Source organism: Frankia alni ACN14a, assembly GCF_000058485.1.
In the GTDB taxonomy this organism is placed as follows: domain Bacteria; phylum Actinomycetota; class Actinomycetes; order Frankiales; family Frankiaceae; genus Frankia; species Frankia alni.
This window is the reverse complement of record NC_008278.1, coordinates 668902-684651: the sequence shown is the minus strand read 5'-3', so window position 1 is coordinate 684651 and position 15750 is coordinate 668902. Positions and strand designations below refer to the sequence as shown.

13 protein-coding genes, 1 tRNA gene, 1 other RNA gene and 1 pseudogene are annotated in these 15750 nt (G+C 71.3%); 10 read left to right on the top strand and 6 right to left on the bottom strand.

Going from position 1 to position 15750, the window contains the following annotated elements; all coding sequences use genetic code 11:
- The first annotated feature begins 76 nt into the window (after nucleotides 1–76).
- On the top strand, nucleotides 77–508 hold the full coding sequence (locus tag FRAAL_RS02710) for a winged helix-turn-helix transcriptional regulator (protein ID WP_011601872.1): 432 nt from the start codon (nucleotides 77–79) through the stop codon (nucleotides 506–508).
- Nucleotides 509–823: 315 nt separating this feature from the next.
- Nucleotides 824–1846 (top strand): alpha/beta fold hydrolase, encoded by a 1023-nt coding sequence (locus FRAAL_RS02705; protein ID WP_011601871.1) that lies wholly within the window; start codon nucleotides 824–826, stop codon nucleotides 1844–1846.
- A gap of 193 nt (nucleotides 1847–2039) precedes the next feature.
- On the opposite strand, the pseudogene FRAAL_RS34500 reads toward FRAAL_RS02705, so the two are convergent.
- Nucleotides 2040–2351, bottom strand: a pseudogene (locus FRAAL_RS34500) (nitroreductase/quinone reductase family protein); the annotation flags it as partial.
- 152 nt (nucleotides 2352–2503) lie between these two features.
- Between FRAAL_RS34500 and FRAAL_RS02695 the strand changes: the two are divergent.
- Nucleotides 2504–3133: a TetR/AcrR family transcriptional regulator gene (locus FRAAL_RS02695; RefSeq protein ID WP_011601870.1), complete on the top strand. Its 630-nt coding sequence runs from the start codon at nucleotides 2504–2506 to the stop codon at nucleotides 3131–3133.
- A gap of 106 nt (nucleotides 3134–3239) precedes the next feature.
- Here FRAAL_RS02695 and FRAAL_RS02690 read toward each other — a convergent pair whose 3' ends face one another.
- Complete coding sequence (locus tag FRAAL_RS02690; RefSeq protein ID WP_050996990.1) at nucleotides 3240–4019, bottom strand: cytochrome P450 family protein; 780 nt, start codon at nucleotides 4017–4019, stop codon at nucleotides 3240–3242.
- 405 nt (nucleotides 4020–4424) lie between these two features.
- Between FRAAL_RS02690 and FRAAL_RS02685 the strand changes: the two genes are divergently transcribed.
- Nucleotides 4425–5966 carry an MFS transporter gene (locus FRAAL_RS02685; RefSeq protein ID WP_011601868.1) on the top strand — a complete coding sequence of 514 codons (1542 nt, stop codon included), beginning with the start codon at nucleotides 4425–4427 and terminating at the stop codon, nucleotides 5964–5966.
- A gap of 673 nt (nucleotides 5967–6639) precedes the next feature.
- Here FRAAL_RS02685 and FRAAL_RS02675 read toward each other — a convergent pair.
- Nucleotides 6640–6858: an Imm1 family immunity protein gene (locus tag FRAAL_RS02675; protein WP_011601867.1), complete on the bottom strand. Its 219-nt coding sequence runs from the start codon at nucleotides 6856–6858 to the stop codon at nucleotides 6640–6642.
- A 125-nt stretch (nucleotides 6859–6983) separates the two neighbouring features.
- On the opposite strand from FRAAL_RS02675, the gene FRAAL_RS02670 reads away from it, so the two are divergent.
- Nucleotides 6984–7808, top strand: a complete 825-nt coding sequence (locus tag FRAAL_RS02670; protein WP_050996989.1) for an SAM-dependent methyltransferase — start codon at nucleotides 6984–6986, stop codon at nucleotides 7806–7808.
- Between the two features lie 618 nt (nucleotides 7809–8426).
- Here the strand turns inward: FRAAL_RS02670 and FRAAL_RS02665 are convergent.
- On the bottom strand, nucleotides 8427–8867 hold the full coding sequence (locus FRAAL_RS02665) for an RICIN domain-containing protein (RefSeq protein ID WP_231861473.1): 441 nt from the start codon (nucleotides 8865–8867) through the stop codon (nucleotides 8427–8429).
- A gap of 646 nt (nucleotides 8868–9513) precedes the next feature.
- Between FRAAL_RS02665 and FRAAL_RS30910 the strand changes: the two genes are divergently transcribed.
- Entirely contained in the window at nucleotides 9514–10038 is a 525-nt protein-coding gene (locus tag FRAAL_RS30910) for a tyrosine-type recombinase/integrase (RefSeq protein WP_011601863.1), read from the top strand.
- Here the strand turns inward: FRAAL_RS30910 and FRAAL_RS02655 are convergent.
- Nucleotides 10029–10113: transfer RNA gene (locus FRAAL_RS02655), tRNA-Ser, on the bottom strand. The genes FRAAL_RS30910 and FRAAL_RS02655 overlap by 10 nt on opposite strands.
- A 351-nt stretch (nucleotides 10114–10464) precedes the next feature.
- On the opposite strand from FRAAL_RS02655, the gene ffs reads away from it, so the two are divergent.
- From ffs to recR, 4 genes are all read left to right on the top strand, one after another.
- Nucleotides 10465–10561, top strand: an RNA gene (gene ffs / locus FRAAL_RS30905) — signal recognition particle sRNA small type.
- A 38-nt stretch (nucleotides 10562–10599) separates the two neighbouring features.
- Entirely contained in the window at nucleotides 10600–13650 is a 3051-nt protein-coding gene (locus FRAAL_RS02650; RefSeq protein WP_011601861.1) for a DNA polymerase III subunit gamma and tau, read from the top strand.
- Nucleotides 13651–13671: 21 nt separating this feature from the next.
- Nucleotides 13672–14181, top strand: coding sequence for a YbaB/EbfC family nucleoid-associated protein (locus FRAAL_RS02645; protein ID WP_011601860.1), 510 nt, complete (start codon nucleotides 13672–13674; stop codon nucleotides 14179–14181).
- 15 nt (nucleotides 14182–14196) lie between these two features.
- Nucleotides 14197–14796, top strand: coding sequence for a recombination mediator RecR (gene recR, locus FRAAL_RS02640; protein ID WP_011601859.1), 600 nt, complete (start codon nucleotides 14197–14199; stop codon nucleotides 14794–14796).
- Between the two features lie 42 nt (nucleotides 14797–14838).
- On the opposite strand, the gene FRAAL_RS02635 is transcribed toward recR, so the two are convergent.
- The gene (locus FRAAL_RS02635; protein ID WP_011601858.1) at nucleotides 14839–15447 is read right to left on the bottom strand and encodes a hypothetical protein; all 609 of its coding nucleotides are present in this window, start codon (nucleotides 15445–15447) and stop codon (nucleotides 14839–14841) included.
- Nucleotides 15448–15750: the final 303 nt, after the last annotated feature.

Sequence of the window (15750 nt, the reverse complement as noted above, 5' to 3'; positions counted from 1 at the left end):
TCGCGCCGGCCGGTTCGGACGGTATCGGGGGCGGAAGTTACCACGGGGATACCGACTGTCCGGCTATCGTGACGCCATGAGGGAGCCCCTGCGCGCCGACATGTTCGACGAGCTGTGCCCGTCCGCGCTCAACCCGGTCCGCTTCGGCGACAAGTGGGCGGCACTCATCATCCGCTGCCTCGAAGACGGGCCCCGCCGGTTTTCCGAGCTGCGCGTACCGCTGGGTCGGATAACTCCCAAGGTGCTCACCCATTCGCTGCGCTCCCTCGAACGGGACGGCCTGCTCACCCGAACCGTCCTGAACGGCACGACCACCGTCCGCGTCGAATACGAGCTGACCGCGCTGGGCCGCAGCATGCTGGAGCCCATGGCGATCGCCTGCGCCTGGGTGGCGGAACACTGGGAGCAGCTCCTCGACGCCCGCGAGGCCTACGACCGCGCCATCCGTTTCGACCGCGCTGCCGCGGCGCTGCCGGCCGGCCGGCGCGCGGCGGCGCCGATCGGCTGACGCACGGCAGCGCCGGTCGGCGTTGAACGGCGTAGCCCGTCGGCACGGACCCCGGGCCGACGGCCCTGCCGGCACTTTCTCCCTCCTCGCTTACCGCCGATAACCTTTTAATCCATGCTTCTCCGGGCATGACGTGCCTGAGCAGGGCGCGAGGGGATGGCGAGGGTGGTTCTGGTGGCTCAGAGTGAGCGAGGTGCGGCCGAACCGCCCGGGAAACGGCGCCCACGACGCCCCCGAGCACGGCGTCCGGAGCAGGAACAGGGCCCGGAACAGGAACGGCGCCGAAGGCGAGCGTGGCGGGCGACGAAGTCCGCGGTGGCCGAGGCGCACGCCACCCGGGAGACGACCGTGACCGCGTCCGACGGGGTGCGGCTGCACGTCACCGAGGCCGGGCCACCGGACGCGGCGCTGACCCTGGTCTTCGTCCACGGCTTCTGCATGACCGCGGACGCCTGGCACTTCCAACGCCGAGACCTCGCCGACCTGGGCCGCACGGTCTGCTACGACCAGCGCGCGCACGGCCGGTCCGGCCCGTCCGACGTCGAGCACTGCACCATCGCCCAGCTTGCCGACGACCTACACCGGGTCCTCGACGACCGGGTGCCGACCGGCCCGGTCGTGCTCATCGGACATTCGATGGGCGGGATGACCGTTCTCGGCCTGGCGGAGACACACCCGGAGCTGTTCGGCGACCGGATCATCGCGGTGGCCCTGCTGTCCACGAGCGCGGGCGAGCTGGCCCGCCTGGCGTTCGGGCTGCCGGCGACCGTCACCGCGGCGGCGCGGCGGGTCCTGCCCGGGGTGGCCGTCGGGTTGCAGCACGCCCCGTCCCTACTGGAACGGCTCCGCTGGCGGGGGAGCAGCGCGTCGCGGGCGCTGACCCGGCGGCTCGGGTTCGGCGTGACCCGGGTGCCGGAGCCGGTCGTCGACTCGCTGGAGGAGATGATCGCGAACACCCCGATTCCCGTGGTCGGCGCCTTCCTGCCCACCCTGCTCGACCACGATCGGCTGGCGGCCGCCGGTGTGCTGCGCGACGTCCCCACCCTGCTGCTCGTCGGCGACGCCGACGTGATGACCCCGCTGGAGCACAGCCGGACGCTGGCCGAGGCCCTGCCCAGGGCCGAGCTCTCGGTCGAGAAGGGCGCGGGGCACGCGGTCATCCTGGAACGACCGCACGAGGTCAGCGCCCGCATCCGCGAGCTGGTCGCCCGCGCCCGGCCGGCCCGGCGGACCTCCCGGCACCGGACGACACTGACGCTGCGCACCCCCAGGGCCGGACGACCAGGCAAGCGCGCCCAGGCTCACCGCCTGCCTGATCGCCTTCCTGACCAGCGGTGATGCCGGCCCGCCGCACCACACCCAACCCCCGGTGGTCTCCGCGCCCTCCGACGTTGCACCCTGGGACAGCGCTCAGGCTAGGAGCGCGGTCCGACAGAAGGACCCGAGGCGGATGGGGCCAGGTCGGAAGGGTGGCCATCACCCGACCGAGGCCCGGTCTGCTGAACATCGTCTCGACCACGACCGCGCCGGTGAGCAACGCACCGAAGACCCACGCCGACAGGCTGACCAGCGGCACGAGCGCGTGCCGCAGCGCGTGCACGTTGAGGTACCAGTGCGGGTGGGTCGGCGAGCCGCCGTTGGTGGCGAAGACGATGTGACCGTCCCGCCGGACGCGGTACTGAAGTGGGTTGACCCGCTCCGCTCCCGATCGGCGGCCCCGATGGTGGAGCAGGAGCAACGGGACGCCGGCGAAGCTGTAGTCGCCGACGACGCTCGACACCCGCCCCCCCGCGGGCCCTGAACTCGGCGGTGATCTTCTCGTTGAGCCGCCGCTTGATCTCATAGGTGTCGACGCGGGACAGCACGACGATCGAGACCGGGTCGCCGACGATCACACAGCTTAACGAGCCGGTCAACACCCGTAGGCCCACTCACCACCCGCAGGCCCGCCCGAGACCGGTGGGCCCGCCGACGGCGAGCACGTAACCTCGGTTCATGGCTCTTCCGCCGGCCAGCTCCACCCCGCCAGCCAGCTCCACATCGCCAGCCAGCTCCACATCGCCAGCCAGCTCCACCCGCGCCGAACGCCGCCGTCAGACCGAGTCGCGCATCCTGCACGCCGCCCGCGAGCTGTTCGCCGAGCACGGCTACGACCGCACCACCATCCGAGCGGTCGCGACCCGGGCCAGCACGGATCCCGGGCTCGTCATGCGCTACTTCGGCTCCAAGGCCGAGCTGTTCTCGCACGCCGCCTGCCTGCAGGAGGAGGCAGCCGCACCGGACTCCCCGGAGGAGCTGACCGAGTACCTGCTGGACACCCTCACCGACCGCCTCACCCAGGAGCCGACCGCCGCGCTGGCGATGCTGCGATCGATGCTGACGCACCCCGAGGCGGCCGACGCGGTGCGGACGTCGCTGGGTGGCCAACTCAAGGGCGTGCAGGAGGTCATCTCCGCCGACGACGCGGCGGTCCGCAGCGGCCTGGTGAGCACCATCCTGCTGGGCGTGGTCATCGGCCGGGTGCTCCTCGAACTCGACGAGCTCACCGCCGCCGACCCGGCACAGATCCGCCAGTTGCTGCGCCCCTGCGTCCGGCTCCTGGTCAACGACCTCCCGACCGGGTAGCACCCCGGCCGGACAGCACCCGGCCGCCGGCCTCGCCGCGCGTTCGGCTCCTACTCGCCGTCGACCTCACTACTCGCCGTGGGCCTCACTACTCGCCGTGTCCTCACTACTCGCCGTCGACGAGGATCGCCTGCGCCGGGCACGAGCCGGCGGCGTCGATCACCTCCTGGCGCCGCTCCTCGGGCGGGTCCTCCGTCAGCAGCACCACCAGCCCGTCCTCACCAGTCCGTCCTCGTCCTGCTCGAAGACGGTCGGCGCCCAGCGCATCGGCAGCGCGGCGCGCAGGCCCGGGAGCCGCCGGAAGAGCGTGGGGTAGACGATCCCCAGCTCGAGTCGCGCACTGACGCAGTTCGGCCACCGTCCGGTTGCGCTCCTCCTGGGTGGTCCGGAGGTTCACCGTCGCCGCGGTGCTTTCCTGGAACAGCTGGCGGTCGGTGTAGGGCACACCGAGCAGTTCGCAGATCGTCATCGTCGGGACCGGCAGCGACAGCACCTGCACGAGGTCGGCCGGAGGACCGGCGTCAAGCAACTGGTCGATGCACTCGTTGACGATGTGCTCCACGTGCGGTCGCAGTCTCTCCAGCGTGTTCACCGAGAACTCGCCGGCGAGCATGCGCCGGTACATGGTGTGGTCCGGCGGATCCATCCAGACCAGGAAGCCCTTCTGCCCGCGCACCAGGGCCTCCTGGTCCGGCACCAGCGGCGGGTAGCCCGGCCGCAGACCGTTCTTGCTGACCTTCGGGTCGTTCAACAGACGACGCACGAGCGCGTGGCCGGTGACAAACCAACCAGTGCTGCCGTCGACGAGGCGCACCTTCGTGATCGGCGCCTCGGAACGCGCCCGGGCATAACCGGGGGGCGGCTCGAACGGTGAGCTCCGTTCCATTGGACAACTCGGCAGATGCGACTCCACGCTCAGCGTCATCAGAGGAGCCTCCACATCGGATGAATGGCACGGCCACAGCCGTCGTCCGGGCCGCCATCCTCCGACCGGCGGCTTGTGGCCGCCCTGAACCCGGGATGGGTCCCGCCCGGCCGCCGGGCGCAGCGGTCACGACAGACAAATCCGACCGGCTTACTCGGGAACGCGACGGCGCCGCACCCACATCTCGGCCTACGAGCGTTGACCGATCAGTCCTGGCGTGCCATGATTCGGTCAACGCTCGTAGACCCAACCCGCCCGTAGACCCATCCCGCCCGCAGACTCGCCCCGCCCGCAGACCCACCCAGCTCGTGGACCTACCCGACGCCCGAAGACCTGCTCGACCTCCGTAGACCTGCTTGGAGTGACATGGACAGCCAGTCGGCGCCAGCTCTTCGCCTGCCTCCACCAGCCGTCGCCGAGTGGGCCGAGGAGACGGCCGGGCGCGACGACGCCTTCGTCTGGACGAACCGGCACACGGTCGCCCTGCTCGTCCTGTGCCTGGCGCAGCTGCTCGAGGCGCTGGACATGACCGTGGTGAACGTCGCACTGCCCGCCGTCCGCGATGATCTCGGTTTCTCGGCCGGCAACCTCGCCTGGGTGGTCAACGCGTACACGGTGCTGTTCGGCGGCTTCCTCCTGCTCGGCGGCCGGGCCGGTGACCTGCTCGGCCGGCGGCGGGTGTTCCTCACCGGAATGCTGGCCTTCACCGTGGCCTCGCTTGGCGCGGGCCTGTCGCAGGGGGAGACGTCGCTCATCTCCGCCCGCGCCGTCCAGGGCCTCGCCGCGGGCTTCGTGTCCCCGATGACCCTGGCCATGATCGCGTCGATCTTCCCGCAGGGACCGCCGCGCAACCGAGCCCTCGGCGTCTGGGGAACGACCAGCGCGCTGAGCGCGTCGCTCGGCCTGATTCTTGGCGGTGTCCTCGTCGACGGGCCCGGCTGGCGTTGGATCTTCTTCATCAACCTGCCCGTTGCGGCGGTCCTGCTCGTCAGCGCCCTGCGCGTGCTGCCGCCGGACCGGCCCACGCACCGACACCAGCGGTTCGACGCGGTCGGTGCGGTGGCCTCCACCATCGGCGCGAGCCTGCTCGCCTACACCGTCATTCAGACCGATGCGCATGGCTGGGGCTCGGCCCGAACAATCTCGCTCTTCGCGCTCACGGTGGTGGTCATCGCCTACTTCATCGTGCATGAGACGAAAATCAGCAAAGAACCGCTGGTTCCGTTCTCACTTTTCCGAATCCGGTCCCTGTCGGCCGCGAACACGGTGCAGGCGCTCACCTCCGCGGCCATGTTCGCGCTCTTCTTCTTCACCTCGCTCTACATGCAGAACGTGCTGCACTACTCGTCCCTCAAGACCGGCCTGGCCTACCTTCCACTCACCGCCACACTGGTGATCTTCGCCGGCATTGTGCCGCCGCTGATCCCAAAACTGGGAGTGCGCTGGGTGCTCGTCGCCGGAGCGACCGTGTCCGCGGTCGGGCTGGCCCTGTTCTCCCGCATCACCCCCGAGCGCGGCCTGGTGTCCGGCATCATCCTTCCCTCCCTGGTGGTCAGCTTCGGCTTCTCGCTGATGTGGATCCCGATGACGATCGCGGCGGTGTCGGGCGTTCCCGGCCACCAGAACGGCATAGCCGCGGCGATGCTCAACGTCAGCCGCACGCTGGGCGGCGCCCTCGGGCTGGCGTTCATCTCCACCTTCGCCACGCGCCACACCGCCAGCCTGCTCGCCCGGCACGACCCGCCGCGCCTGGAGCACGCGTTGAGCGACGGCTACCGCCTGGGCTTCCTCATCAGCGCCGCACTGATGGTCGCCACCGCCGTCACCGCCCTCACGCTCTTCCGTAACGAAGGTCGCGGGGAGAAGGTCGACACCGCCCAGCTCGCCGCCGTGGGAATCGAGGAGTGATCGACAACACTCCCACCACGACGAGACGGATGGCCGTGCGCCCTTCCGCCACGTCAGCAGGTCGTGTAACAAACGGGTAGCAATCTTGACCCGTCGAAACAGGACGTACCCCCCCCCCGACGGTTGGACGGTACCCTGTCCAGTCTCCGCGACTGGCTGCACTCGTCCCGCCGGATGACGCAGAATGGCACACGGCTCCCTCCACGACGACTCCGCGGCGCCGCGGAGGGTCGGTGCTGCCCGACGTCTGGCGGGGCGCGCAGGCTGGCCGTCCTGCGCCGTGTTTCCGGGCCGGGACGGAGGGACAGCCCACGACAGGGAAAGCAGAACAGGGAGAGACCCTCCGAAGGTCGACGACCAAACCCGACCTGTCAGCCCTCGGTGGCGGGCAACGTGGGCAGCGCCGATGCCTGCGCGCGTCAGGGACCGAACCCAGGGGCCAGGAAGCTCCGTAAGCGGATTGAGCTTCCCAATGCTGGACAACCATGCGCAGCATGTCCCACCTGGTCATGCTCCCGGCCTTCATGAGGAGAACACCTTCCACAGCATGCGCGAGGAACAGGCGCTTCTCAGCCAACCGGTGGCGGATCTTCATGTCGCGGGTGACCAGCACCAACAAGATCGACGGCATCCGCATGCACCGCTCGGGGCGAGCGGCCACGTAGCAGGAGAACTACGGCTGCGCCCACTCGACGGTGTCGGGTCGTTCGCCGGTCGTGAAGTTCGCCCGGACGACCTGTTGGGCCGTCGCCATCGGGATCAGCGCCCAGGGCGGGCAGTAACTCGGCTGGCTACCCAGCCAATAGTCGACCTCGTCGCGCGGCTCGCCTCGTGACCACCAGATCTGCGAGTTACTGGTGAAGGGCCTGATCAGGTCGTTGTCGCTCTTCATGCGCCACCCTTGCCCTTCCCACCATGATCTCGGATCTGGGCGATACGCGGGTATCCGCGCGACCCGTCCCGTTCCATGTCGTTAGGGTGATCGCCTGACGGCATTTGTGTAAGGGGGCAGGGGCGATGGCAGACCCAGGTGCGGACACGGACCGGGTGGGGGCGACGCTGCGGACGGACAGGCCACACGCAGCTCGGATGTACGACTACTACCTCGGCGGAAAGGACAACTTTCCCGCCGACCGGGAGGCCGCCGAGCAGGCGATCGCCGCCTTCCCGAACGCGCGGGTGACCGCCCGGGTGAACCGGGCCTTCATGACGCGGGCGACCCGCCATCTGGCCGCCGACGCCGGGATTCGCCAGTTCCTCGACATCGGGACGGGAATCCCGACGTCGCCGAACCTGCATGAAGTGGCCCAGGCCGTCGCGCCTGACACTCGGGTCGTCTACGCGGACAACGACCCGATCGTGCTCACCCACGCCCGGGCACTGCTGACCAGCACCCCGCAGGGCCGGACCGCCTATGTCGACGCGGACCTGCGCGACCCGGCCGCGATCCTGGACTCGCCCGAACTGCAGAAGACCCTGGATCTGTCCCGGCCGCTCGCCTTGTCACTTGTCGCGATCTTTCATTTCCTCCCCGACGAGGATGATCCTTACGGGATCGTGCGCCGCCTCGTCGACGCGCTGCCCTCGGGCAGCTACCTGGTCCTCACCCACGGGACCGCCGACTTCGACCCGGGCGCCGAGGAGTTCGCGGCCGCCTATCGACAGCGGGGGGTGCCGTTCCAGCTCCGCAGTCGCGCCGAGGTGGAACGCCTGTTCGATGGGCTGGAGCTGGTCGACCCGGGCCTGCTCGTCGCGCACCGCTGGCGACCCGACGATGACGACTCGATGAGCCTGCTCGACGCACAGGTGGGCCTCTACGGCGGGGTCGCCCGGAAGCCGTGATCGTCGTCGACGTGCGTCGGCGCATGGTCGCGCTGGGCGTCGGAGGGCAGACAAGCCCGGCGAGCCAGCCCGCAGGATCGGGGTCGCGCCCGGTCCGCGTCCCCACGTCCCCACGTCCCCCGGCCAGGGAGTGGTAGCCCTCACCACCTGGCCGGCGCGCGCGGGATCGCCGCGCGGGACGCCGCCGGCCGGGTGGCGAGAGCGGACTCGGCATACAGCCCTTCGGGCGGCGAGCTCTACCACGTCCAGATGATCGACTGACCCCACGGGGTGCCGCCGTCCCGCCGGGGATTCCGGGTGGGACGGCGATTGGCGTTCGGGGGTATACCCCGCGATGCGCCTGTTCCAGGTACATGCATCGGCAAGCCCGGAAGAATCCTCCATCGTGCCGTGGATCTCTTGGCCCGATGCACTCCCTGCGGGGAGTGTCTGGCGGATATCCCCTGGGATGCCCGCGAAGGTGTCCAACGGTGTACGGCGTGATAGCAGAACGACTACGTAAACCGGCGCCGCCCATCCCGTGCCGGGGGGCCGGCGGGTACCTCACCCACCGGCCCCTACAGATTCCAGACGTGAGTCTTTCTCTTCATCCAGAATCCCGGATCCGGCTGGCCGAAATCAGTGCCATCGCTGGTAATTTCCTCCGTTGCAGACGTGGGTGTACACCGAACCGCCGCCGTTGCTGTCGAGACAGAAGCCGGTTGCCACATTCTGGATCTGGTAACCGAACGGGCCCTGGTCGGTCACCTGCCACTGCTGATAACTACCGCCGTTGCAGGGCAGTGTGTAGACACGCTTGGCACCGTTGCTGTCCAGGCACCGTCCGGTCCTGACGTCCTGAATCTGGTCGCCGAAGTTCAGCTGGCTACTCACCCAGGACTGGTAGGGGCCACCGTTGCAGCCGAGGGCGTAGACGGCCCCTTTACCGTTGCTGTCCAGGCACTTCGAGGTCGCCGTGTTGACCCAGGTTCTTGGCGCGGCCGAGGCCGCCGAGGCGGCGAGCATCGTCGCCACCAGGCAGATGAACGATGCCGTCGCAAGACGGATTGACAGTCGCATGATCGTGCTCTCCTGTTCTCCCGCACTGGTCGACATCGGCCGGCGGGGCGTGAATTTTGCGGCACGTGGCCGTCCTGTTGGCGACGCACATGGATGGTGGCGCAGGTAGATTTCGGCGCACACCGATGTCAGCACAGCCAGAGTCGGCGCAACACGGTCCCGCGTTCGCGGCTCGCGCTCGGGCATCGGGCATCGGGCATCGGGTGTCGGGTGTCGAAAGAGTGCGAGGCGAGAGGGCCCGCAGCCGGATCTGCGCATTCCCGTCAACCTGGTCAGGGTTCACGGGTATTACACCTGCGTTTTACAGGCCTGATGGTCTGCCAAGAAAGGCCAGCCACTCGGCACCGGTACCTGTCATGTCGGCGACAGGTTCGCGCCGGCTGTGCTGGACCCGGCGGGCCGTTCGACGGCCGGTAAGCGGAAGTCCGACCTGGCCCGGCAGTTGGGATCGGCCGGGAGACCGTGTACAGCTACCTGCGCGCCGTGCGCCCCCATCCTGCCGCCGCTGCCGGGTAGATGCGGGCTTCTCTTTTGTGTGCCGATGCTCCCCGTGTCATGACGGCGGGGTAATCGGGGCAGGGTGCTGCTCGACCGGCTGATGACTGTTGCAGATCGCCCGCCACACGGGTTGTGCACAACGGCGCGGATGCCAGCGGCGGCCGGTGCCACCGAGATCGTGGTCGGGATGCGCTACCGGGAGCCGGTGGGGACCTGGACGCTGTACGTCGACCGCGAGCCGGTCGGGGAGGTCACCGTCGTGTCCGCCGTACCGATGAGCGGCACCCGGGCGCGGCTGACGCTCGCCGCTCCCCTGCCGGTCGACATCGGGGTGGATGCGGAGCTCGGCTGGTCGATGCTGTCCCGCCGACGGCTCCACGATCTGCGGCACTCGTCGGCGTCGATCCAGCTCGCCGAAGGCATGGATCTTGCTCTCGTGTCGAAGCGGATGCGGCACAGCTCGACGTCAATCACCGGGAACCTGTACGTCCACCTGCTGCGCTCGTCCGGCCAGGAGGCGGCCGAAGCGGTGGCGGCGGCGGTGCCCCGCTCCGCGCGGCGCGGGCGCACCAGGTGGGCACCGAACCCGCGGAGGGGGTCGTTTCGGCTGACAAGGGCGAGATTCCCGCTGGTAGCCGAGGAAAGCGCCCGAAGCGATCACTGCGGAGGATGAGAGATTCGAACTCTCGAGGGGTTGCCCCCAACACGCTTTCCAAGCGTGCGCCCTAGGCCACTAGGCGAATCCTCCGTCGATGAGACTATCTGATCGTCGCCGATCCGTGGACGCGGGGTCGGCCGAGCCGGACCCGCGACGGCGCCAGCGTCCCACGGGTCCCGCCATCGGGCCGCCGCTGCGGTCGGTGCCGTGCCGCCCGCGCCGGCGTCCACTCCCCACGCGTGCCCGACGTACGCCCTGCCCTCGCCCGTCCGGCGCTCGGCCGCTTCCTCGTCTATCCAGAGGGTTTCGTGTCCGATTTATCCCTCTGGATAGGCAAGGAACGAGCGCGGGACGGAGGGGGTCGGGCTGGAGTGGCGGCCGGTTCGGGTGAGGTGGAGGACCTCCAGATTCATGATCGTCCTGGGCGGGCTAGACTGCGGAGCAGACCCCTCGTGCGGCGTTACCCTCGTGAACCCCCCCAGGGCCGGAAGGCAGCAAGGGTAAGCGGGCTCTGACGGGTGTGCGGGGGGTCCTCTCGTTTCGCCGATCGTCTCGTCGAGCACGCGGAGCAGGCCAGTGAGCACAGCGTTGTACAACCGGTACCGTCCCGCGACCTTCGCCCAGGTCGTCGGCCAGGAACACGTGACCGACGCGCTGCGCAAGGCTCTGCGAACCGGCCGGCTGCACCACGCGTACCTGTTCAGCGGCCCGCGGGGCTGCGGCAAGACGTCCTCGGCCCGGATCCTCGCCGCCTCGCTGAACTGCGAGCAGGGCCCCACCCCCGAGCCCTGTGGCGTATGCGACGAGTGCGTCGGCATCCGCACCGGCGCCTCGATGGACGTCACCGAGATCGACGCGGCCTCCCACGGCCTCGTCGACGATGCCCGAGATCTGCGCGAACGGGCCTTCTTCGCCCCCGCGTCGGCCCGGTTCAAGGTGTTCGTGGTCGACGAGGCGCACATGGTGACGGCCGCGGCGTTCAACGCCCTGCTGAAGGTCGTCGAGGAGCCGCCGCCGTACCTGAAGTTCGTCTTCGCCACCACCGAGCCGGACAAGGTCATCCCGACGATCCGGTCCCGCACCCACCACTACGCCTTCCGGCTCGTTCCGCCAGGCGTGCTGCGCACGCACCTGGCGTCGATCTGCGAGCAGGAGGGCGTCACCGTCGACCCGACGGTGCTGCCACTGGTCGTGCGGGCCGGAGCGGGATCGGTTCGGGACTCGCTGTCCGTCCTCGACCAGCTCCTCGCCGGGGCGGACGACGACGGTCTGCACTACGACCGCGCGGTAGCCCTTCTCGGCATGACCGACGGGGTCCTGCTCGACGAGACCGTCGACGCGCTCGCCCGGCACGACGGCGCCGCCCTGTTCACCGTCGTCGACAAGGTCGTCTCCGCCGGCCACGACCCGCGGCGCTTCGCCACCGACCTGCTCGACCGGCTCCGCGACCTGATCATCATGGCGGCCGTCCCGGACGCCGACGCCCGCGGGCTGCTGGAATCCTTCTCCCCGGACCAGATCGACCGGATGCGCGCGCAGGCCGCCGCGGTCGGCCCCGCGGAGCTGTCCCGCACGGCGGACGTGCTGCACGGCGGCCTGGTCGAGATGCGGGGCACGACGAGCCCACGGCTGATGCTCGAGCTGATCCTCGCCCGCGCGCTGCTGCCCGCGGCCTCCGCGGACCCGGCGGCGCTGCTGACCCGGCTGGAACGGCTGGAACGCCGTTCCGTGCTCGCCGCTCCCGACTCGGCGGCCGCTCACCCGGCCTCGGCGCCCGGCTTCGGCCCGGACCCGGCGGCAGGCAGTTCCCCGTTCGGCGGTGTCAACGGCCCGGATGGCCCGCGTGGCATGCCCGGCCCGCCTGGCCCGGACGAGGCAGCGGCCCCCGCACGGACGGCGTCGCCCGCTCGGCCGGCACCCGCCCACTCGGCACGCGCCGCCGCGGCTCCCGCTTCCCAGGGGCCGGCCAGCGGATCGTGGGACGCGGCTCCGGTGGGGAGTGGCGCGGGACCGGGTGCACCGACCGGCGGAGCCGGCTACGGCGGACCGCCGCCGGCAGGCGCCGGTTTCGGCCCGCAGCCCGGAGCCGGCGGCGGCCCCGGGGCGAGGCAGGGCGCAGGGACCGGGCAGGGTGCCGGAGCCGGGCAGGGCCCAGGAACTGGGCAGGGTGCCGGGGCCAGGCACGGTCTTGGCGCCGGGCAGAGTGCCGGTGCCGGGCAGGGCGCTGCGGCTGGGCAGGGCGGCGGGGTCGGTCCGGGCGGCGGGCGGATCGACGCCGCTGGCCTGCGGATGCTGTGGGACGAGGTCCTCCAGCTCGCCAGCCGTCGCAGTCGCAAGACGCACGCGATCCTGAAGGACCACGCGACCGTCGCCGATGTGCGCGGTGACGAGGTGGTGCTCGCCTTCGCCAGCCCCACGATGGGACGGATGTTCGGGCAGGGCAACAACGCCGAGGTGTTCTGCACCGCCCTGGCCGAGAAGATCGGCGGAACCTGGCGAGTCAGCGTGGGGCCCGCGGGAGGCTCCGGTCCCGGACGCGGCGGCGGCCGACCGGTCGGGGGGCCGCCGCCCGGCGGGGGCTTCGGTGGCCAGCCGGGATCAGGACCCGCCTGGGCCGGCCCGGACCAGCGCTTCGGTGGCGGTGGGCCAGCCCCGGCGGCGGGCGGCCGAGCCGGTGGGCCCGCTCCAGGCCAACCCGGGCCAGGGCAACCCGTGTCGGGGCACTGGCAGGGGCCGGGCGGCGGAAGTCACCCGGACCAGCAGGATCACTCGGGTCACGCGCGCCCCGGAGAGGGACCTGGCGGCGTGGACGCCGGCGGCCGGCCGCCCGCCCCGACGGGCTGGGCGCCCGGTCCGGGCGGTGGCGTGCCGCGCGCCGACGACGGGGACGCCGGTCGGGCGACCGGCGCACACGGCCCCGTGGGCGGACCCGGGGAAGGCGGACCCGGGCAAGGCGGACCCGGGCAAGGCGTGGCCGACGACGGCTGGCGCGGCCGTGGTGGGGAGTCGGGCGGGGATCATCACCTGGGCCGGCGCAGCGACAACACCCGATTCCCCGAGCCCACCCCGCCGACCCACGAACACCTCGAGGACGGCGGCAGCGGTACCTACTACGGCGACCGCGGCCAGGGGTCCGGTGACGCCCACGGCATCGTCGAACAGCGCGGGGCCGGTGCGCATGCAGCCGGCCAGAACAGCACGGGCCGTAACGGCGCCGGACCGAACAACGCCGGACCGAACAGCTTGGGCCGGAACGGCGTCGCGCAGAACAGCACCGACTGGAACGGCGCGCGCCACCATGTCGGCGTGCACCGTGCCGCGGATCAGGGCGCCGCTGCTCAGGGCGCCGCCGGTCAGGGCGCCGGCGGCGGGGGTGCCGCGGCGAGGGGTGGCGCCGGTTGGGCGGGAGGTGGCGAGGGCGGCGCTGGCCCGATCGGGGTCGGCGGGCACGGTTCGGCGGGGGGTGGCGGCACGCGCGCCGCGCCGCCGGTCAACGACGAGCCGTCCCTCGATGACGATGATGCCCCGGGGCAGGTGGGCGGGGCCCGCGGCGGTGCGGAGGCGGCGATGTCCCTGCTGCGGACCGGGCTCGGCGCCACGGTCATCGAACAGATCCCGACAAGCTGACGGGAAAGTAGGCTCGTCGACATGTCGAACTCGCAGACCTCCGCCGGCGATGGGACTCCGGCCGGCGGTGGACTGCCCGCCGGGGGTGGCGCCCATCTGGGGCAGATCCTCCAGCAGGCGCAGAAGATGCAGGCCGCGCTCCTGTCGGCCCAGGAGGAGCTCGCCTCCGCCCGGGTGGACGGCACGGCCGGCGGTGGCCTGGTCAGGGCCACCGTCAACGGCGGCGGCGAGCTCGTCGACCTCACGATCAGCCCGGAGGCGGTCGATCCGGAGGATACCGAGACACTCGCCGATCTGATCCTCGCGGCGGTCCGCGACGCGACCACCAACGCGCACCGGCTCGCCGCGGAACGGATGGGCTCGCTCACGGGCGGACTGGGCGCAGGCGGGCTCGCCGGCGGCGGGCTCGGTGGGGCCACCGCTGCAGGTGGGGCCGGTGGGGCGCTCGGCGGTCTGGGTGATCTCGGCGGCCTGTTGGCCGGCGGCGGCGCGGCGGGGCCGCGCGGTCCCGGTCGTCCCGGACTGGGCTGACGGGCGGGAGCATCGATGTACGAGGGCATCGTCCAGGATCTGATCGACGAACTCGGGCGGCTGCCCGGCATCGGCCCCAAGAGCGCCCAGCGGATCGCGTTCCACCTGCTGGCCGCCGACCCGGTGGACGTCCGCCGGCTGGCGACCGCGCTGACCGAGGTCAAGGACAAGGTCCGGTTCTGCCGGAGCTGCTTCAACGTCGCCCAGTCGGAGCTGTGCCGGATCTGCGCCGATCCCCGCCGCGACCAGGCCCTGATCTGCGTGGTCGAGGAGCCCAAGGACGTCGTCGCGATCGAGCGCACCCGGGAGTTCCGCGGGCGGTACCACGTGCTCGGCGGGGCGATCAACCCGATCGGCGGGGTCGGGCCCGACGACCTGCACATCCGCGAACTCGTCGCACGGCTGGCCGACGGCACGGTGACGGAGCTGATCCTCGCCACCGACCCGAACACCGAGGGTGAGGTCACCGCGTCCTACCTCGCCCGCCAGATCGGGCCGATGGGGCTGCGGGTCACCCGACTGGCCAGCGGCCTGCCGATGGGCGGCGACCTGGAGTGGGCCGACGAGGTGACCCTCGGCCGCGCCTTCGAGGGACGCCGGGTCGTCAACGCCTGACCCACCGGCCCCGGGGCCCGGGACCCTCGGCTCGACCCCCGGTCAGAAGCCGAGGATGGGCGCGTACGTCGAGCTGGGGATCGAGGCGAGGGTCAGCAGGACGACGCTGACATCGAGGTGGTCGGCCTCGGCGCTGAACACGGCATGCAGGCCACGGGTGCGGTAGACATCCACCCCGTGGTCGCGGCTGACCCGCACGCCGAAGACCTTCGTCGCCCTGATCCACCAGATCCGGCCGGCCGCCCGGATCCGGATCTGGCGGGCGTCGCGCCGCATGCCGGTCGTCAGCCGGGCCAGCCGGTCCGCGGGCAGCCACGGCTGGTCCACGTAGCCGACGATGTCCCGCTCCGGGCCGTGCACCACGAGCCGGGCGGGGCGGGCCGCGGAACCGGGCTCGACCAGGTCGAGCTCCGTGGTGATCTCCCGGTCCCGGGGGAACATCTCGGCCGCCCAGACACCCTCCCCGTGCAGGACCCGCTTGCCCTGCGGACCGCCCTGCGGATGCCCGCGGGGCAGCATTCCGCCGATGATCCGGCCGGCGCCGTCCAACCGCCAGGCCACCGAGATGACGACGCCCGGGGGCAGGGCGGCGCCAAGATCACAGGCATCACGTAGGGGGCAGGTCCGCACGCCTCGGATCCACCTATCCATCCAGGCCGCTCAGGTGCCGTCGTGCCCGCGCACGCCCCTGGGTCGCCTCCCCGGGGGCCGGCCCGCCTCCGGGTGGACCGGATTTCCCCCTGGAGATCACTCGACACCTCCCCACTGCCCCCGGTCACCGTCCGCACATGTGGTCACTTTCCGCCACCAAGCTCGACTGCCACCGACCATCGATGTGTGGATCTGCAACGCCTCGCTGCGCTGTGCACCCAGATGCTACGCCGCGCGCCCATGTGCCCATCATGTGCACTCGCGCGAGCATGTGCGCGCGCTTTCGCCATCCCGTCCGCCCAC